Annotated in this window: 17 protein-coding genes; 2 read left to right on the top strand and 15 right to left on the bottom strand. The window is 71.6% G+C overall.

Annotated features, from left to right (window positions below):
* Positions 1-3: 3 nt before the first annotated feature.
* Both S1361_RS08225 and pyrR read right to left on the bottom strand, forming a co-directional pair.
* Positions 4-981, bottom strand: a complete 978-nt coding sequence (locus tag S1361_RS08225; protein WP_208031187.1) for an aspartate carbamoyltransferase catalytic subunit — start codon at positions 979-981, stop codon at positions 4-6.
* A gap of 90 nt (positions 982-1,071) precedes the next feature.
* Positions 1,072-1,650: a bifunctional pyr operon transcriptional regulator/uracil phosphoribosyltransferase PyrR gene (pyrR, locus tag S1361_RS08230; protein ID WP_208031188.1), complete on the bottom strand. Its 579-nt coding sequence runs from the start codon at positions 1,648-1,650 to the stop codon at positions 1,072-1,074.
* Positions 1,651-1,958: 308 nt separating this feature from the next.
* Here pyrR and bldD point away from each other — a divergent pair, with 308 nt between their 5' ends.
* Positions 1,959-2,462, top strand: a complete 504-nt coding sequence (gene bldD, locus S1361_RS08235; protein WP_014671524.1) for a transcriptional regulator BldD — start codon at positions 1,959-1,961, stop codon at positions 2,460-2,462.
* A 156-nt stretch (positions 2,463-2,618) separates the two neighbouring features.
* On the opposite strand, the gene nusB is transcribed toward bldD, so the two are convergent.
* From nusB to S1361_RS08300, 13 genes are all read right to left on the bottom strand, one after another.
* The gene (gene nusB / locus S1361_RS08240) at positions 2,619-3,053 is read right to left on the bottom strand and encodes a transcription antitermination factor NusB (RefSeq protein ID WP_014671525.1); all 435 of its coding nucleotides are present in this window, start codon (positions 3,051-3,053) and stop codon (positions 2,619-2,621) included.
* A gap of 2 nt (positions 3,054-3,055) precedes the next feature.
* On the bottom strand, positions 3,056-3,622 hold the full coding sequence (gene efp, locus S1361_RS08245; RefSeq protein WP_208031189.1) for an elongation factor P: 567 nt from the start codon (positions 3,620-3,622) through the stop codon (positions 3,056-3,058).
* Between the two features lie 49 nt (positions 3,623-3,671).
* Positions 3,672-4,778, bottom strand: a complete 1,107-nt coding sequence (locus S1361_RS08250; protein ID WP_208031190.1) for an aminopeptidase P family protein — start codon at positions 4,776-4,778, stop codon at positions 3,672-3,674.
* Positions 4,779-4,962: 184 nt separating this feature from the next.
* Positions 4,963-5,877, bottom strand: coding sequence for a Pro-rich N-terminal domain-containing protein (locus S1361_RS08255; RefSeq protein WP_208031191.1), 915 nt, complete (start codon positions 5,875-5,877; stop codon positions 4,963-4,965).
* Positions 5,878-6,061: 184 nt separating this feature from the next.
* On the bottom strand, positions 6,062-7,153 hold the full coding sequence (gene aroB / locus S1361_RS08260; protein ID WP_208031192.1) for a 3-dehydroquinate synthase: 1,092 nt from the start codon (positions 7,151-7,153) through the stop codon (positions 6,062-6,064).
* The gene (locus S1361_RS08265) at positions 7,150-7,659 is read right to left on the bottom strand and encodes a shikimate kinase (RefSeq protein ID WP_208031193.1); all 510 of its coding nucleotides are present in this window, start codon (positions 7,657-7,659) and stop codon (positions 7,150-7,152) included. The genes aroB and S1361_RS08265 overlap by 4 nt, the downstream gene beginning before the upstream one ends.
* A gap of 5 nt (positions 7,660-7,664) precedes the next feature.
* A complete protein-coding gene (aroC, locus tag S1361_RS08270; RefSeq protein WP_208031194.1) occupies positions 7,665-8,849 on the bottom strand; it encodes a chorismate synthase in 1,185 nt (394 codons plus the stop codon).
* Positions 8,850-9,013: 164 nt separating this feature from the next.
* Positions 9,014-9,853 carry a shikimate dehydrogenase gene (locus S1361_RS08275; RefSeq protein WP_208031195.1) on the bottom strand — a complete coding sequence of 280 codons (840 nt, stop codon included), beginning with the start codon at positions 9,851-9,853 and terminating at the stop codon, positions 9,014-9,016.
* A complete protein-coding gene (gene mltG / locus S1361_RS08280) occupies positions 9,834-11,492 on the bottom strand; it encodes an endolytic transglycosylase MltG (protein WP_243769121.1) in 1,659 nt (552 codons plus the stop codon). The genes S1361_RS08275 and mltG overlap by 20 nt, the downstream gene beginning before the upstream one ends.
* Positions 11,493-11,614: 122 nt before the next feature.
* Positions 11,615-12,079: a Holliday junction resolvase RuvX gene (ruvX, locus tag S1361_RS08285; RefSeq protein WP_208031196.1), complete on the bottom strand. Its 465-nt coding sequence runs from the start codon at positions 12,077-12,079 to the stop codon at positions 11,615-11,617.
* Positions 12,080-12,093: 14 nt separating this feature from the next.
* Positions 12,094-14,766, bottom strand: coding sequence for an alanine--tRNA ligase (gene alaS / locus S1361_RS08290; RefSeq protein WP_208031197.1), 2,673 nt, complete (start codon positions 14,764-14,766; stop codon positions 12,094-12,096).
* The gene (locus tag S1361_RS08295) at positions 14,766-15,113 is read right to left on the bottom strand and encodes a hypothetical protein (protein ID WP_208031198.1); all 348 of its coding nucleotides are present in this window, start codon (positions 15,111-15,113) and stop codon (positions 14,766-14,768) included. Before S1361_RS08295 ends, alaS begins: the two co-directional genes overlap by 1 nt.
* Before the next feature lie 16 nt (positions 15,114-15,129).
* Positions 15,130-15,555, bottom strand: coding sequence for a DUF948 domain-containing protein (locus tag S1361_RS08300; protein ID WP_208031199.1), 426 nt, complete (start codon positions 15,553-15,555; stop codon positions 15,130-15,132).
* Between the two features lie 161 nt (positions 15,556-15,716).
* On the opposite strand from S1361_RS08300, the gene S1361_RS08305 reads away from it, so the two are divergent.
* A complete protein-coding gene (locus tag S1361_RS08305) occupies positions 15,717-17,885 on the top strand; it encodes an ATP-binding protein (RefSeq protein ID WP_208031200.1) in 2,169 nt (722 codons plus the stop codon).
* The last annotated feature ends 4 nt before the right edge of the window (positions 17,886-17,889 follow it).

The following is a 17,889-nucleotide window of genomic DNA, read 5'->3' on the forward strand; positions in this document are numbered from 1 at the left end:
TTCTTACTTCTCCTCGGTACGGGTGTGGGTGACGGCAGGCTCGTTTCCGCCCAGCAGCAGGTACAGGACGGCCATCCGGATGGAGACGCCGTTGGCGACCTGCTCGACGGCGGTGCAGCGGTCGGAGTCGGCGACCTCGGCGGTGATCTCCATGCCGCGGACCATCGGGCCGGGGTGCATGACGACGGCGTGCTCGGGCAGCTTGGCCATGCGGTCGCCGTCGAGGCCGTAGCGCCGCGCGTACTCGCGCTCGGTGGGGAAGAAGGCCGCGTTCATGCGCTCGCGCTGGACGCGGAGCATCATCACCGCGTCGCACTTGGGCAGCGTGCTGTCGAGGTCGTACGACACCGCGCACGGCCAGGACTCGACGCCGACCGGCACCAGGGTGGGCGGGGCGACCAGGGTGACCTCGGCGCCGAGCGTGTGCAGCAGGTCGACGTTGGAGCGGGCGACCCGGCTGTGCAGGACGTCACCGACGATGGTGATCCGCTTGCCGGACAGGTCCTGGCCGATCCCGGCGTCCCGGCCGATCAGCCGGCGGCGCATGGTGAAGGCGTCCAGCAGGGCCTGGGTGGGGTGCTGGTGGGTGCCGTCACCGGCGTTGATGACGGCGGCGTCGATCCAGCCCGAGTTGGCGAGGCGGTACGGGGCTCCGGAGGCTCCGTGCCGGATGACAACGGCGTCGACGCCCATGGCCTCCAGGGTCTGCGCGGTGTCCTTCAGGGACTCGCCCTTGGACACCGACGAGCCCTTGGCGGTGAAGTTGATGACGTCCGCGGACAGCCGCTTCTCGGCGGCCTCGAAGGAGATCCGCGTCCGCGTGGAGTCCTCGAAGAAGAGGTTGACGATCGTCCGGCCGCGCAGGGTCGGCAGCTTCTTGATCGGCCGGTCGGCCACCCGGGCCATCTCCTCGGCGGTGTCGAGGATCAGGACGGCGTCGTCGCGGGTGAGGTCGGCGGCCGAGATGAGATGACGCTGCATCTGTCAGGCTCCGTAAGGCAGTTCAATGAGGAGATGTACGGCAAACCGGCGCGTGTGCGGGCATGCCGAAGCAGCCCGGCGCCCGGGTTGCTACTGGCCGGTCTTCACACCGAGCAGCACGGTGTCGCGACCGTCCTCCTCGGCGAGCTGGACCTTGACCGTCTCCCGCAGCGACGTGGGGAGGTTCTTGCCGACGTAGTCGGCGCGGATGGGCAGTTCGCGGTGGCCGCGGTCGACCAGGACCGCGAGCTGCACCGCGCGCGGGCGCCCGATGTCGTTCAGGGCGTCGAGGGCGGCACGGATGGTACGGCCGGAGAAGAGCACGTCGTCGACGAGGACGACCAGCCGGCCGTCGATGCCGTCACCGGGGATCTCGGTGCGGGCCAGCGCGCGCGGGGGATGCATGCGCAGGTCGTCGCGGTACATGGTGATGTCGAGCGAGCCGACCGGGACCTTGCGGTCGGTGATCTGCTCCAGCTTGGCGGCGAGCCGCTGGGCGAGGAAGACACCCCGGGTCGGAATGCCGAGGAGCACCACGTCGTCGGCGCCCTTGGCGCGCTCGACGATCTCGTGGGCGATGCGGGTGAGCACCCGCGCGATGTCGGGGCCCTCGAGAACGGGCCGGGCATCGGACGCTTGCGGATGTGCAGGCGAGTCGTGCTTGTCCATACGAAACGGACCTCCTTCTCCGCCTCACGGGACGGACCTTAAAGGACGTCGGAATTGCGCCATCCACCGTAGCAGGTCGCCCGGCGGGCCTTTGCCACCCCCCGGGCACCACCCCGGCACCCGCGCGGCACCCGTCCGCCACCCCACATTCACCCACTTGGCTCAACGCGCCGCCACTACCACGGAAGAGTCGGTGTGGACCATCCGGCTTGACGCGCAAGAGTCACGCTGCGTAACCTCACAGTGAGTTACCAGCCGCGCGGCGGGAAGACAGTCCGGTCGCGTCGACACAGTGTCCGGGGAGCTATATGTCCAGCGAATACGCCAAACAGCTCGGGGCCAAGCTCCGGGCCATCCGCACCCAGCAGGGCCTTTCCCTCCACGGTGTCGAGGAGAAGTCCCAGGGGCGCTGGAAGGCCGTGGTGGTCGGTTCGTACGAGCGCGGCGACCGTGCCGTGACCGTGCAGCGACTGGCCGAGCTGGCCGATTTCTATGGCGTTCCGGTGCAGGAGCTCCTGCCGGGCACCACGCCGGGCGGCGCCGCCGAGCCGCCGCCGAAGCTGGTCCTGGACCTGGAGCGGCTGGCCACCGTGCCGGCCGAGAAGGCGGGCCCCCTGCAGCGCTACGCGGCGACGATCCAGTCCCAGCGCGGTGACTACAACGGCAAGGTGCTCTCCATCCGCCAGGACGACCTGCGCACACTCGCCGTCATCTACGACCAGTCCCCCTCGGTCCTCACCGAGCAGCTGATCAGCTGGGGCGTCCTGGACGCGGACGCGCGCCGCGCGGTCGCGACCCACGAAGAGGCGTAAGCACTCCACAGCCTCAGCAGAAACGTGCCGCCGGGGTGGCCGGAACCATGCGGTTCCGGCCACCCCGGCGGCGTTCCCGCGGTCGCTGCAGGAACGTCGGAGGGCCCGCAGCACCGACGTGCTGCGGGCCCTCCGACGATGGCGCGTACGGGGCGGTCAGGCCTCGTCCCGGCGCAGGGACGGCTTGAGCTCCTTCAGGCGGCCCAGCAGTCCGTTGACGAACGAGGGCGACTCGTCGGTCGAGAACTCCTTCGCCAGCTGCACCATCTCGTCCAGGACGACGGCGTCCGGGGTCTCGTCGACCCAGATCAGCTCGTACGCGCCCAGCCGCAGGATGTTGCGGTCCACGACCGGCATGCGGTCGAGCGTCCAGCCCACCGCGTACTGGGCGATCAGCTCGTCGATCCGCTTCGCGTGCTCGGCGTAGCCCTCGACCAGCTGCATCGTGTACTCGCTGACCGGCGGCTGCCGGGTGTCGGACCGGGAGAGCCGGATCCAGTCCGCGAGGACCGTCAGGACGTCGGCGCCGCGCTGGTCGCCCTCGAAGAGGATCTGGAAGGCGCGCTTGCGGGCCGTGTTGCGGGCAGCCACGGTTAGCTGTTCACCCGGCCGAGGTAGTCGCTGCTGCGGGTGTCGACCTTGATCTTCTCACCGGTGGTGATGAAGAGCGGGACCTGGATCTGGTGGCCGGTCTCCAGGGTGGCGGGCTTGGTCCCACCGGTGGAGCGGTCGCCCTGGACGCCCGGCTCGGTCTCGGCGATGGTCAGCTCGACGGCGGCGGGCAGCTCGACGAAGAGAACCTCGCCCTCGTGCTGCGCGACGGTGGCGGTGAAGCCCTCGACCAGGAAGTTCGCGGCGTCGCCGACGGCCTTCCGGTCGATGTGCAGCTGGTCGTAGGTCTCCATGTCCATGAAGACGAAGTACTCGCCGTCCATGTACGAGAACTGCATGTCGCGCTTGTCGACAGTGGCCGTCTCGACCTTGACACCGGCGTTGAAGGTCTTGTCGACGACCTTGCCGGAGAGCACGTTCTTGAGCTTGGTGCGCACGAAGGCCGGGCCCTTGCCGGGCTTGACGTGCTGGAACTCGACGACGGACCAGAGCTGGCCGCCTTCGAGCTTGAGCACCATGCCGTTCTTGAGGTCGTTCGTGGAAGCCACGGTTGCGGAATCTCCTGGACTGACGTACGACCCCGGCGCACGCACCTGCCTAGAGGGCGAGCAGCTCCTTGGTCGTGATGGTGAGTAGCTCGGGTCCGCCGTCCGCCTCGGGGCGCACGACGAGCGTGTCATCGATCCGGACGCCGCCCCGGCCCGGGAGGTGGACCCCCGGTTCGACGGTGACCGGCACGCAAGCGTCCAGTTTACCCATGGCTGAGGGAGCCAACTGCGGGTCCTCGTCGATTTCGAGTCCGACACCGTGGCCGGTCAGCGGTGGCAGGGCCTCCGCATAGCCCGCGGAGTCCAGCACCTGGCGGGCCGCACGGTCGACGTCACGGCAGGCGGCACCGGGCGCCAGGGCCTCGCGTCCGGCGCGCTGAGCGGCGAAGACGAGGTCGTAGAGCTGGATCTGCCAGTCGGCGGGAGAGGTGCCGATGACGAAGGTACGGCCGATCTCGCAACGGTAGCCGCGATAGGTGGCGCCCAGGCAGACGGAGAGGAAGTCGCCCTCCTCCACGCGCCGGTCGGTGGGGCGGTGGCCGCGGCGGCCGGCGTGCGGTCCGGTGGCCACCGAGGTGGAGAAGGCCGGTCCGTCGGCGCCGTGGTCGACCAGGCGCCGCTCCAGCTCCAGGGCGAGGTGCCGTTCGGTGCGGCCGACCAGGATGGACTCCAGCAGCTCGCCGAGGGCCTGGTCGGCGATCTCGGCGCCGATGCGCAGGCAGGAGATCTCCTCCTCGTCCTTGACCACCCTGAGCTGCTCGACGGCTCCGCCGAGGTCGGTGAGGCGGAGCTTCGGGGCGACGGAGGCGATGGCCCGGTGCCGGGTGACGGTGAGGTGGTGTTCCTCGACCGCCAGGGAGTCGGCGTCCTGGCCGGCGGCGAGGCCGGCTGCCGCGACGGCGGCGTCGCCGTCGTTCGACGCGAGGACGTGCAGGCGCAGGTTCTCGTCCGGCCTGCCTTCGTGGGGGCGGTCGTCCGGCGGGCCGGCGCAGACCAGGAGATCCTCGCGTCTGCCGAGCAGCAGGACGGCGCCCTGCGGGGCTGCGGCGGCGAGGTAGCGGACGTTGGCCGGGCGGGTGACGAGCGCTGCCGCGGTGCCGGCCGCGTTGACGTGGTCTCTCAGCCGGGATCGGCGGTTCGCGTACACCTCTGACATGAGATGAGCGTAGGAGTTTTGTGCCGATTGTGCCGATTCGTGGGGGCCGAGTGGGGTTGCGGGGCAGGTGGGGGTGGTGCCGACGGCGGCCGGCTGTGGGCGCGTGGTGGCGTCTCGCGCCCACGCGCCGGTGCCGCGCGCCGGTCCGGTCCCGCACCCCTCACGGCGCTGCCGCACGGCCCGTTCACCAGCTCGGCGGGCTCGCGATCGCTCTGGCCAGGACCTCGTCCAGCACACGCGCCGTGCCGGGGACGTCCAGCTGCGAGTTGTCGATGATCGGGAGGCCCGAGCCGTACCAGCCGGCCATGCGGCCGTGGATGCGGGCCACCTCCTCGTCGGTGAGACGGCGGTTCCCGGTGCGTTCGGCGTTGCGCTCCAGGACGACGTCCAGGCCCGGCAGGAGGACCACCGGAAGCAGTCCGGGGCCCACGTGCCGCTTCCAGCCGCCGAGGCCCACGACCGGGCGGTCCGGGAAGACGGCGTCGTCCAGGATGCAGGAGATGCCGTTGGCGAGGAAGTTGCGGGCGGCGAAGCCGCAGGTGCGGCGGGCCAGGCGGTACTGGGCCTCGGAGTTGTCGTTCCAGCCCGACTGGGGGTCGGCGAAGCCCGAGCGGACCCATTCGCGGACGTCGTCGAGGCTGATGTGGGCCGTGGGGACGCGGCGGTGGTCCGCCCAGTACTTGGCGACGCTGGTCTTGCCCGCGCCGGCCGGGCCGATGAGGAGGACGGCGAGGGTGGTGGCCGTCGCGTCCGGTGCCGTGCCCGCGGCGGGCGGCGCCGCGGGCGCGCCGACCGGGCCGCCGGGTGGCAGGGGGACGTGCCCGGTGGTATCGGGGGCCGGCGGGCCGGAGGTGTGCTGCTGCGGGGGCGCGGCCGGCGGCACCGGGCCGGAGGGAGCCGGGGGCTGCTGCGGTGCGGGCGGCACCGGGCCCGACGGGACCGGGAAGCCCGGCACCGGAGGCGGCGGGGGCACGGGGGCGGGCCCCTGGGAGGCGCCCGGGTACGCACCCGGGTGGTGTGCGGCCGGCGGCCAGCCGGTGTGCGGTCCCTGCCCCGGCTGGTGGGGCGGCGGCAGCGGAGACCCCACTGCGTGCTGCATCCGTTGCCACTCCGTCTCGTACAGGCGATGCGTGCCGGCGGCGGGGCGGGCCCCGCTCGCTACCGAACGGTACCGTCCCCGGCCGCCGTTTGGTGAAACGGCCGGGGGCGGCCCGAAGTGCCCGGTGGGCGAGGGAGTTCGGACGCGGGCAAGCGGCCCGGGCGGGTGCGGGGCGGTCCCGGGCCTACTGGCCGACCTCGCCGTAGGCGGCGAGGAGGACGGCCGGGTCCGGGCCCTCCAGGACGGTCGGCTTGGCCAGCCCGTCCAGGACGATGAAGCGCAGCATGTCGCCACGGGACTTCTTGTCGACCTTCATCGTCTCCAGCAGCTTGGGCCACTGGTCGTAGCGGTAGTGCAGCGGCAGGCCGACGGACTCCAGGACGGTGCGGTGGCGGTCGGCCGTCGCATCGTCCAGCCGGCCCGCCAGCCGGCCCAGTTCGGCGGCGAAGTGCATGCCGACCGCGACGGCCGCTCCGTGCCGCCACTTGTACCGCTCGTTCTTCTCGATGGCGTGGCCGAGCGTGTGGCCGTAGTTGAGGATCTCCCGCAGGCCCGACTCCTTCAGGTCCGAGGAGACGACCTCAGCCTTGACCCGGATCGAGCGCTCGATCAGCTCGGCCGTGTGCGGGCCCGCCGGGGTGCGGGCGGCCTCGGGGTCGGCCTCGATCAGGTCCAGGATCGCCGGGTCCGCGATGAACCCCGCCTTGATGATCTCGGCCAGACCGGAGACGTAGTCGTTCACGGAGAGGGAGTCCAGCGCCGCCAGATCGCACAGCACGCCGGCCGGCGGGTGGAAGGAGCCGACCAGGTTCTTGCCCTCGGCGGTGTTGATGCCGGTCTTGCCGCCGACCGCCGCGTCCACCATGGCCAGCACGGTGGTCGGGACGGCGATCCAGCGCACCCCGCGCAGCCAGGTCGCCGCGACGAACCCGGCCAGGTCCGTGGTCGAGCCGCCGCCGACCCCGACGATGGCGTCGGTGCGGGTGAAACCGCACTGGCCGAGCGCCTTCCAGCAGTAGGCGGCGACCTCGGCGGTCTTGGCCTCCTCGGCGTTGGGCACCTGGATGGCGACGGCCTCGTAGCCCTGCTCGGCCAGATCGGCGCGCAGCGCCTCACCGGTCTCGGCCAGCGCCTCCGGGTGGATCACGGCGACCCGCTTGGCCTGGTCCCCGATCAGCCCGGCCAGCTCGCCCAGCAGCTGCCGGCCCACCAGCACCTCGTACGGGTCGGTGCCCGCGGTGCCGGCGACCGGGATCCGGGTGAGTGCCTCGCTCATACCTGCTTCAACTCCAGTGCGTCCCATGCCGCCTGCGTGACCTCTTCGGGCGTGCGGCCGTCCGTCGCCACGACGACGGTGGCGACCTCCTCGTACAGGTGCCGGCGGGCCTCCATCAGCTCCCGCCACTGCTTGCGCGGGTTGACCGCGAGCAGCGGGCGGGCCACGTTCAGGCCGGTGCGCCTGACGGCCTCCTCGACCTCCATCGACAGGTAGATCACCCGGTGCCCGGCCAGCAGCGCCCGGGTGTCGGGGTCCAGGACCGCCCCGCCGCCGAGCGCGACGACACCCGGGTGCTCGGCGAGCGCGGTCCGCACGGCGGCCTTCTCCAGCGCGCGGAAGGCGGCCTCTCCCTCGTCCACGAAAATCTCGGCGATCGTGCGGCCCTCGGCCGCCACGATGTCCTCGTCGGTGTCCCGGTAGCCGACGCCGAGGCGCTCGGCGAGCAGCTGTCCGACGGTGGACTTGCCCACACCCATCGGACCGACCAGCACGACCGCAGGCATACCGCTCACCGGATGGCCAGGTTGTCGAGGTACGACCGGACGTTGCGGCGGGTCTCCGGGACGGAGTCACCGCCGAACTTCTCGGCGACCGCGTCCGCGAGGACGAGCGCCACCATGGCCTCGGCGACGATGCCGGCCGCCGGGACGGCGGAGACGTCGGAGCGCTGGTGGTGGGCCTGGGCGGGCTCGCCGGTGGTGACGTCCACCGTCTTCAGCGCGCGCGGCACGGTGGCGATCGGCTTCATGGCGGCCCGCACCCGCAGCAGCTCACCCGTGCTGAGGCCGCCCTCGGTGCCGCCCGAGCGGCCGGAGACGCGCCGGATGCCCTCCGGCGTGTTGACGATCTCGTCGTGCGCCTGGGAGCCGGGCACGCGGGCCAGCTCGAAGCCGTCGCCGATCTCGACGCCCTTGATCGCCTGGATGCCCATGAGCGCGCCGGCGAGGCGGGCGTCCAGCTTGCGGTCCCAGTGCACGTGCGAACCGAGGCCGACCGGGACGTCGTAGGCCAGCACCTCGACCACGCCGCCCAGGGTGTCGCCGTCCTTGTGGGCCTGGTCGATCTCGGCGACCATCGCCTTCGAGGCGTCGGCGTCGAGGCAGCGCACCGGGTCCGCGTCGAGCTTCTCGACGTCGGCCGGAGTGGGGTAGACGCCCTGCGGGGCCTTCACGGAGCACAGCTCGACCACGTGGGAGACGATCTCGATGCCGGCGGTCTCCTTCAGGTACGACCGGGCGACCGCGCCCAGCGCGACGCGGGCCGCCGTCTCCCGGGCCGAGGCGCGCTCCAGGATCGGCCGGGCCTCGTCGAAGCCGTACTTCTGCATGCCCGCCAGGTCGGCGTGGCCCGGGCGGGGGCGGGTCAGCGGCGCGTTGCGGCCCAGTCCCGCGAGCACCTCGGGGTCGACCGGATCGGCCGCCATGACCTGTTCCCACTTCGGCCACTCGGTGTTGCCCACCATGATCGCCACCGGCGAGCCCAGGGTCAGGCCGTGCCGGACACCGCCCAGGAAGGTGACCTCGTCCCGCTCGAACTTCATGCGGGCACCGCGGCCATAGCCGAGCCGCCGCCGCGCCAGGTGGTCCGCCACCATGTCCGTGGTGATCGGCACGCCGGCGGGAAGACCCTCCAGCGTCGCGACAAGTGCGGGACCGTGGGACTCCCCCGCGGTCAGCCAACGCAGCCTGCTCAACGGTGCTCCTCAGTGCTCGCGCCCGGTACTGCCCTGCGCACGCGCGTCCTCGCGTACGGCGACGGCGCGACCGGGTGCGCGACCCCGGTACGCCACCTCCGATCCTCCCACGTCCGGGGGCGGAAACCGGCCGCCGGTCCAGCAGGCGGACGCGTGCGCGGGGGTCAGCGGGCCGCGAGCGCCTTCTCTCCTGCGTGCCGCATGGCGTCCAGTGGGCCCGGGGTGCGCCCGGTCATCTGCTCGAACTGGAGCACGGCCTGGTGGACCAGCAGGTCGAGGCCGCTGACCACGGCGCCGCCGAACATGGACCAGCGGGCCGCCAGCTCGGTGGGCCAGGGGTCGTAGAGCACGTCGAAGAGGGTGGCGGGGCGCTCGGGTACGGCGGTGGCGAGGGCGTCGGTGGTGCCGGCGGGCGTGGTGGCGATCACCAGCGGGGCGCGCAGCGCCTCGGCCGCGTCCGACCAGTCCGCCGTACGAACGTCCACGTCGAGCCGCTCGCCCCACTGCCGCATCTCGGCGGCGCGGGCCTCGCTGCGGACGTAGGCGACGACCTCCCCGGTGCAGACCCGGGCCAGCGCGGCGAGCGCGGAGGAGGCCGTGGCGCCGGCGCCGAGGATCGCGGCGGAGTCGACCTGCTCGATGCCGTGCTCGCGCAGGGCGGCCACCATGCCCGGGATGTCGGTGTTGTCGCCGCGCCGGCGTCCGTCCTCGGTGAAGACGAGCGTGTTGACCGCGTCGACCGAGGCGGCGGTGTCGCTGATCTCGTCCAGCAGCGGGATGACCGCCCGCTTCAGCGGCATGGTCAGCGACAGCCCGGCCCACTCCGGCCCGAGCCGGTCCAGGAAGCCGGGCAGGGCGGCCTCGTCGACGTCGAAGCTGTCGTACGACCAGTCGGTGAGTCCGGCTGCCTCGTACGCGGCCCGGTGCAGCACCGGGGAGAGGGAGTGGGCGATCGGCGAACCGAGCACGGCGGCACGACGGCCGTCAGTTGCCCGCGTTGGCATTGAACTTGTCCTTGAGTTCCAGGAATTCTGCATAGGTCTTGGCGAACTCGGTGTTGTTCGTACCGTCTGTCGCCACGAAATAGATCCAGCCGTCGTGCGTCGGATTCAGCGTCGCCTTCAGCGCGTCCTCGCCGGGGTTGCCGATCGGGCCGGGCGGAAGTCCCGGGTGGCGGTACGTGTTGTACGGGCTCGGGTTGCTGTTGATCTCCTTCTCGGAGATGTGGATGTTGCTGGTGCCCTTGAGGTAGTTGTAGGTCGAGTCGAACTGCAGCAGCCGGTTGGTCTCGGTGTTGGTGGGCTTCAGGCGGTTGTAGACCACCTCCGCCATCTTGCGGAAGTCCTCGTGGGTCTTGCCCTCGGCCTGGACCAGGCTCCCGACCGTGACGAGCTGGAACGCGTTGTCCAGGCCGAGCGCCTTGGCCTTTTCGGTAAGGCCGTAGGCGGCGTACTTCTGCTTGGCCTGGGTGACCATCTGTTTCAGGATGGCCTCGGGCTTCATGCCCTTGGCGGCCGGATAGGTGCCCGGGAAGAGGAAGCCCTCCAGCGGATCCTTGACCTCGCTGCTGCTGCGCGCCCAGGCCGGCAGGCCGAGGCTCTTGTACTGCTTGTCGGCGACCTTCTTGGTGCTGCCCGCGGACAGTTCGAGTTTCTTGTCGATGGCCGCGTAGACACCCGAATTACGCTCGCCCGGGGTGACGACCACACTGTTCTGGCTGCGCGGGTCCATCATCAGCCGGACGGCACTGGCGGCGGACATCTCCTTCTTCAGAAGGTACGCGCCGGCCTGGATTCCGTCGGCACCCGGGGTGCTGGTCTGGGCGTGGACGAAGGCCTCGGCGCTCTTGACGACCCCGGCCTCCTTCAGCCGGCGGCCGATCTCCCAGCCCCCTGCGCCCTTGGGAATCTCGACGGTGACCTGCTCCCCGTTGCCGTCGCCCGCGAAGTCCGGAGCCGTGCCGAAACGATTTTGGTAGAACTTGTAGCCGAAGTAACCGACTCCGCCGAGGCCGCCGCCGAAGACCAGGACGACCACCATGCAGGCGCAGCCGGTGCGCCGCTTCTTGCTCTTGACGGGCTTCTTGCCCTTGCCGCGCCGCTCCCGCCGGCCCTGGAGCTCGTGCTCCTCGTCGTCCTCCTCGCCGTCCCCGGCGAGGACGGCGTGCTCCTCCTCGGCCGCCGCCTCCGGCTCGGGCTCCGGATCGGGGCGCCTGCGGGCGGGCGGCACCGGCGGCGGATAGGCGTCCTCGGTGCCGTAGAAGTCCGGCTGCTCCCCGCCGTAGGCCACGGGCTGCTGACCGTACGGGTCGCCGGGGTCGGCGGCGTACGGCACATGGCCGTGGGTGCCGGTCGCGTCCCAGCCGCCCTGGTGGAACTGCTGCTGGGTCTGGCCGTGGAACCGCTGGTCGTACTGCTGCTGACCGGATCCGTCCGGGTACGGCTGCTGCTGTCCCTCGTACCCGGGCTGCTGCTCGTGACTCCACTCGCCGTACTGCGGCGCCTGCGGATAGTGCTGGGGCTGGCCGTCGTAAGGGGACTGCCGGCCCGCGTGGGTCTGCTGTCCTCCCCATCCGCCGTCCCCGTACAACGGGTCCTCCGGATGCCACGGTTCGGAGCCTTGGCCCCGGCCATACTCAGTCATCGATCCCCTAGAGCCGCGAGGCCGACGGTCACGCGGCCGGTGGGCCGGCTTCCGCTCCGCCTCTTGCTGTGCCCCGGCTGTTCGAACACCGGCGCATCGCGCGGAACGTTACCGTATCGCGATCAGATGACCACTTCGACGCCTTCGCCGGGTGGATTGCCTGACACCCGTTCGGATTCCAGGGCCTGCTGCAAAATGATGACAGCGGCGGCCTGGTCGATGACCGCGCGGCCCTTCTTCGACTTCACACCCGAGGCGCGCAGTCCCTGACTGGCCGTCACCGTCGTCATCCGCTCGTCCACCAGCCGCACCGGCACCGGCTTGATGCCCCCGGCCAGTTCCTGGGCGAAGGCCCGGACCTTGACCGCGGCCGGGCCCTCGCCCCCCTTGAGGGAGCGAGGGAGGCCGACGACGACCTCGATCGGTTCGTACTCCTCCACCAGGTGACGCAACCGGCGGTGGGCGGCGGGGATGTCCCGGCCGGGGACGGTCTCCACCGGGGTGGCGAGGATCCCGTCGGGGTCGCACGAGGCGACCCCGATCCGGGCGTCCCCGACGTCGATCGCGAGCCGACGTCCTCTGCGCATCGTCCGCCGCTTCCTTACTTGGCGGTCTCGGCGACGAGCCGCTCGACGGCCTCGACGGCCTCGCCGACGGCGGCCGGGTTCTGGCCGCCGCCCTGAGCGACGTCCGGCTTGCCGCCACCGCCGCCGCCGAGCGTCTTGGCGGCGGTACGGACCAGGTCACCGGCCTTCAGACCGCGATCGCGGGCGGCGTCGTTCGTGGCGATCACCGTGAGCGGCTTGCCGTTGTTCACCGTGAAGAGGGCGACCACGGCGGCGCGTCCGCCCTGGATCCGGCCGCGCACGTCCAGGACCAGCTTGCGCAGGTCGTCCGGCGTGGTGCCGTCCGGGACCCGGCCGGTCACCAGGGCCACACCGCGCACGTCCTTGGCGGACTCGGCGAGGCCGGCGGCGGCCTGGAGCACCTTCTCGGCGCGGAACTTCTCGATCTCCTTCTCGGCGTCCTTCAGCTTGCCGAGCATCGCGGAGACCTTCTCCGGCAGCTCCTCCGGACGGCCCTTGAGCAGCTCGGTCAGCTGGTTGACGACCGTGTGCTCACGGGCGAGGAAGTTGTAGGCGTCCACACCGACGAGGGCCTCGATACGGCGGACACCCGAGCCGATGGAGGACTCGCCGAGCAGCTTCACCAGGCCCAGCTGGGCGGTGTTGTGCACGTGCGTGCCGCCGCACAGCTCCTTGGAGAAGTCGCCGATGGTCACGACGCGCACCCGCTCGCCGTACTTCTCGCCGAACTCGGCGATGGCCCCCTGCTTCTTGGCCTCGTCGATGCCCATGACCTCGGCGCGCACGTCGAGGTCGCGGGCGAGCACCTCGTTGATCTTCTGCTCGACGTCGGTCATCACGGCCGTCGGAACGGCGGACGGGGAGCCGAAGTCGAAGCGGAAGCGGCCCGGCTGGTTCTCGGAGCCGGCCTGGGCGGCCGTCGGGCCGAGGGCGTCACGCAGCGCCTGGTGGGTCAGGTGCGTGGCCGAGTGGGCGCGGGCGATGGCGTGGCGGCGGCGCGCGTCGATCGAGGCGTGGGCCTTGGCACCGACGGTCACCTCGCCGACCTGGACGACGCCCTTGTGGACGTACACGCCCGGGACCGGCTTCTGGCAGTCGCGGACCTCGATGACGGCACCGGAGTCGACCCGGATGCGGCCGGTGTCACCGATCTGGCCGCCGCCCTCGGCGTAGAACGGGGTGCGGTCGAGGACGATCTCGACCTCGTCGCCCTCGGTGGCGGCCGGGGAGGAGGCGCCGTCGACCAGGATGCCGACGATCGTGGACTCGCCCTCGGTGTCGGTGTAGCCGATGAAGTCGGTCTCGCCCGCGGTGTCGGCGATCTCGCGGTAGGCACCGAGGTCGGCGTGGCCGGTCTTCTTGGCCTGGGCGTCGGCCTTGGCGCGCTCCCGCTGCTCCTTCATCAGGCGGCGGAAGCCCTCCTCGTCCACGGACAGCCCCTGCTCGGCGGCCATCTCCAGGGTGAGGTCGATCGGGAAGCCCCAGGTGTCGTGGAGCAGGAACGCCTTGTCGCCGGGCAGCACGGTCGAACCGGCGGCCTTGGTCTCGGTGACGGCGGTGTCGAGGATGTTGGTGCCGGCCTTCAGCGTCTTGAGGAAGGCGTTCTCCTCGGCGAGGGCGACCTTCTCGATGCGCTCGCGGTCGGTGATCAGCTCCGGGTACTGCTGGCCCATCATCCGGATGACGGTGTCGACCAGGTCCTTGACGACCGGACCGGTGGCGCCGAGCAGACGCATGTTGCGGATGGCGCGGCGCATGATGCGGCGCAGCACGTAGCCGCGGCCCTCGTTGCCGGGGGTGACGCCGTCGCCGATGAGCATGGTGGCGGTGCGCATGTGGTCGGTGACCACGCGGAGGGAGACGTCCGAGGCGTGGGCGTCGCCGTAGCGCACGCCGGTCAGCTCGGTGGCCTTGTCGATGACCGCCATGGAGGTGTCGATCTCGTACATGTTCTGCACGCCCTGCAGAATCATGGCGAGCCGCTCCAGGCCGAGACCGGTGTCGATGTTCTTGCTCGGCAGGTCCCCGAGGATCTCGAAGTTGTCCTTGCCGATGCCCTCGCCCCGCTCGTACTGCATGAAGACGAGGTTCCAGATCTCCACGTACCGCTCGTCGTTGACGGCGGGGCCGCCCTCGACGCCGAACTCGGGGCCGCGGTCGTAGTTGATCTCGGAGCAGGGGCCGCACGGGCCGGGGACGCCCATGGACCAGAAGTTGTCCTTCATGCCCAGGCGCTGGATGCGCTCCTTGGGCACGCCGACGACCTCGTGCCAGATCTGCTCGGCCTCGTCGTCGTCCTTGTAGACCGTGATCCACAGGCGCTCGGGGTCGAGGCCGTAACCGCCCTTGTCCTGGGGCGCGGTGAGCAGCTCCCAGGCGAGCTTGATGGCGCCTTCCTTGAAGTAGTCGCCGAAGGAGAAGTTGCCGCACATCTGGAAGAACGTGCCGTGCCGCGTGGTCTTGCCGACCTCTTCGATGTCGGGCGTGCGGACGCACTTCTGCACGCTGGTGGCGCGCGGGAACGGCGGCTTGACCTCACCCAGGAAGTAGGGCTTGAAGGGCACCATGCCGGCGGGGACGAGGAGCAGAGTCGGGTCGTCCGCGATGAGCGACGCCGAAGGGACGACGGTGTGCCCGCGCTCCTCGAAGAAGCTCAGCCAGCGGCGGCGAATCTCTGCCGACTCCATCAGTGGTCCTCATTCCGGTTGTACGAGTACGTCGGGTTCTCGATGTACTTCGGGTTGCTGCGGTCGTTCTCGATGGCGGCGTACCGCCGGGGCGCCGGGAGTTCCGGGCTGTCCTGGATGCCGAGGGCCTCCTCCAGCTCGGCCTCCCGCTGGGCCATGTTGTCGCGGACGTCGAGCGCGAAGCCGACCGCGCGGTCCTTGAGCCGCTGACCGGTCTCCAGGGCCTTGTTCGCCGCGGTGGCGGCGAGGCTCTCCGGGGTCAGCTGCCTCAGCTTGCGGTTGACCTTGGTGGTGGCCCACACACCGGCGGCGACACCGGTGGTGAACCAGAACGTACGGCGGAACATCGCTCGGTCTCAGTCCTTACTTCCGCTTGCGTCGTGCGGCGGGGACCGTCCGGCCCACGATCACGGTACGCCGGGGCGACTTCCCAGGCACGTCCTCCTTGCGGCCGCCCAGCGCCCGGCGGACGCCATAGCCGAAGGCCGCGACCTTCACCAGCGGGCCCCCGAAGGTGGAGGCGACGGTGGTGGACAGCGCGGAGGCGTTCGACGTGACCTCCTGGACGTCGGAGGCGATCGCGTCGACCCGGTCGATCTGGGTCTGCGCCGAGCGCACGGCCTGGGAGGCGTCGGCGAGCAGCGGCACCGCCTGGTCGGTCACGTCCGCGACGAGCTTGGTGGTCGCCTTGAGCGTCTGGGCCAGCCTCGCCAGTGCGACGGCGAGGAAGGAGACCAGGATCGCCCAGAAGACGGCCACCAGGATCCCGGCCACCTCTCCACCGGACACTGTGCGCACCCGCTCCCTGAAACGTGTCTGAGCATCGGAAAAGTCGTGTGCCGAGCCTATCGCGCCGGGGCCGAGGCTCCGTACCGATTACCGGGCGGGGCGAGCGGAGTTGCGGGAAGGGATTGTACGCAGTGAACACGGTTCAGTACGCTCCGTGTCCCATGCGAGATCCTCACAGTCCCGGCTCCTGGACGGACGGCGATCCGCCCGTCGAACTCACCGCTTTCGTCGGGCGCTCGGCCGAGCTGGCCGGGCTGACGGCGGCGCTCGGTCAGGCACGGCTGGTGACCGTGACCGGGGTGGGAGGGGTCGGCAAGTCCCGGCTGGCCGCGCGGGCGGCGGCCCGGTGGGCGTCCGGCGCCGCGGCGGGCGGGCCGGGGTGGGGCCGGGCGGAGCTGTCGCCGGTCCGGGACCCGCAGTTCGTGGAGTACGCGGTCGTGGAGGCGCTCGGCCTGACCGACCACACCGCCCGCGCGCCCCGGGAGACGCTGCTGGAGCACCTGGCGGGCCGGCCGGCACTGCTGGTGCTGGACGGGTTCGAGCATGTGGTGGCGGCCTGCGCCGAGCTGACGGCGGAGCTGCTGCGCTCCCTGCCGGAGCTGCGCGTGCTGGCCGTGGGCCGGCGCCCGCTGGACCTCGCGGGCGAGCGGCTGTTCCCGCTGGCGCCGCTCGACGAGGACGAGGCGGTGGAGCTGTTCACGGACCGGGCCCGGACGCACGGGGTGCCGGTGGCCGACGGCTCCGAGGTGCGGGAGCTGTGCCGGCGGCTGGAGGGGATCCCGCTGGCGCTGGAGCTGGCGGCCGGGCGGCTGCGGGCCCTGTCCCCGGCGCAGTTGCTGCAACGGCTCGACGACCGGTTCCGGGTGCTGACCGGTGGCGGCCGGGACGCCCTCCCCCGGCACCAGACAATGCGCACGGCGATCGGCTGGAGCCACGAGCTGTGCACGCCGGCCCAACGGCTGCTGTGGGCACGGCTGTCGGTGTTCGCGCAGACCTTCGACCTGGAGGCGGCCGAGTACGTGTGCAGCGGTGACGGGCTGGCCGCCGAGGACGTCCTGGACGTGCTGTCGGAGCTGCTCGCCCAGTCCGTCGTCTCCCGCGAGGAGACCCCGGCGGGCCCCCGGTACCGGATGCTGGACACCGTCCGGGCCTACGGCGCCGACTGGCTGGAGGCGACCGGGGACGCGGGCCGGCTGCGCAGACGGCACCGGGACTGGTACCTGGGCCTGGCCACCTGGTGCGAGCTGGAGTGGTTCTCGCCCCGGCAGCGGGAGGTGGCCGCGCGGGTCGACGCCGAGCTGCCCAATCTGCGGACCGCGCTGGAGTTCTGTCTGACCGAGCCGGAGGAGGCGCATCTCGGTCAGCACCTGGCGGGTTCGCTGTGGTTCTGCTGGGTGGGCTGCGGCCGGCTCGCGGAGGGGCGGCGCTGGCTGGAGCGCAGCGTGGAGCTGGACTCGGAGTACGAGCAGTCCCGGCTGAAGGCGCTGTGGGTGCTCGGCTACGTGGCGATCCTGCAGGGCGACACCGTACCCGCGCTGCAGGCGCTCCAGGCCTGCCGGGAGCAGGCGGAGCGGTCGGCCGATCCGACGGCGGTGGCGTACGCCGAGCACCGCAGGGGCTGTCTGGCCCTGGTCTCGGACGACATGGCCCGCGCAGAAACGCTGCTGCGGTCGGCGCTGGACCGCTACCGGGAGATCGGCGAACTCAACAGCAACGTCCTGATGGGCCAGGTGGAGCTGGCGATGACGCGGGCGTTCCAGGGAGACCTGCCGGAGGCGGTGGTGCTGTGCGAGGACGTGCGCCGGGTGTGCGAGGACCACGGGGAGCGCTGGGCACGGTCGTACGCGCTGTACGTGCTGGCGTACGCGGCCTGGCAGGGCGGCGATCCGTCCCGCGCGCGTGAGTTGCTGGTGGAGTGCCTGGACAACGTGCACACCTTCCGCGACCTGCTCGGGACGGTGCTGTCGATCGAGCTGCTGGCCCTGGTGACGGTGACGCAGGGCGATGCGGCGGAGGCGGCGGTGCTGCAGGGCGCCGCCGGGCGGATGTGGCCCTCGGTCGGGCTGCCGCTGTTCGGCTCGGCGTACTACAACGCCCCGCACGAGCTGTGCGAGGCGACGGCCCGCAAGGCGCTGGGCGACGGGCGGTACGAGGAGTGGGTGCGCCGGGGGGCGCGGCTGGACCGGGAGACGGCGGTGGCCCGGGCGCTCAGGAACGACGTCCGGCCGCTGCCGGCGCTGCCGACGCCACGGGGGCCGGTCCACACCCCCTCCGGACAGCGCGAACCCGCCGCCTCGCCCACCCGGAAGGGCGGGGAGACGGCGGGCTGAGTGT

The organism is Streptomyces cyanogenus, assembly GCF_017526105.1.
GTDB lineage: Bacteria > Actinomycetota > Actinomycetes > Streptomycetales > Streptomycetaceae > Streptomyces > Streptomyces cyanogenus.

What these genes read in the sequence shown, in the direction of transcription:
- pyrR (WP_208031188.1), bottom strand. Translation starts at nt 1,650, where the DNA reads ATGGACAAGCACGACTCGCCTGCACATCCGCAAGCGTCCGATGCCCGG.
- S1361_RS08225 (WP_208031187.1), bottom strand. Translation starts at nt 981, where the DNA reads ATGCAGCGTCATCTCATCTCGGCCGCCGACCTCACCCGCGACGACGCC.
- ruvX (WP_208031196.1), bottom strand. Translation starts at nt 12,079, where the DNA reads ATGCGCAGAGGACGTCGGCTCGCGATCGACGTCGGGGACGCCCGGATC.
- S1361_RS08255 (WP_208031191.1), bottom strand. Translation starts at nt 5,877, where the DNA reads ATGCAGCACGCAGTGGGGTCTCCGCTGCCGCCGCCCCACCAGCCGGGG.
- S1361_RS08305 (WP_208031200.1), top strand. Translation starts at nt 15,717, where the DNA reads ATGCGAGATCCTCACAGTCCCGGCTCCTGGACGGACGGCGATCCGCCC.
- S1361_RS08275 (WP_208031195.1), bottom strand. Translation starts at nt 9,853, where the DNA reads ATGCCAACGCGGGCAACTGACGGCCGTCGTGCCGCCGTGCTCGGTTCG.
- S1361_RS08295 (WP_208031198.1), bottom strand. Translation starts at nt 15,113, where the DNA reads ATGTTCCGCCGTACGTTCTGGTTCACCACCGGTGTCGCCGCCGGTGTG.
- mltG (WP_243769121.1), bottom strand. Translation starts at nt 11,492, where the DNA reads ATGACTGAGTATGGCCGGGGCCAAGGCTCCGAACCGTGGCATCCGGAG.
- bldD (WP_014671524.1), top strand. Translation starts at nt 1,959, where the DNA reads ATGTCCAGCGAATACGCCAAACAGCTCGGGGCCAAGCTCCGGGCCATC.
- S1361_RS08250 (WP_208031190.1), bottom strand. Translation starts at nt 4,778, where the DNA reads ATGTCAGAGGTGTACGCGAACCGCCGATCCCGGCTGAGAGACCACGTC.
- aroB (WP_208031192.1), bottom strand. Translation starts at nt 7,153, where the DNA reads ATGAGCGAGGCACTCACCCGGATCCCGGTCGCCGGCACCGCGGGCACC.
- S1361_RS08265 (WP_208031193.1), bottom strand. Translation starts at nt 7,659, where the DNA reads ATGCCTGCGGTCGTGCTGGTCGGTCCGATGGGTGTGGGCAAGTCCACC.
- alaS (WP_208031197.1), bottom strand. Translation starts at nt 14,766, where the DNA reads ATGGAGTCGGCAGAGATTCGCCGCCGCTGGCTGAGCTTCTTCGAGGAG.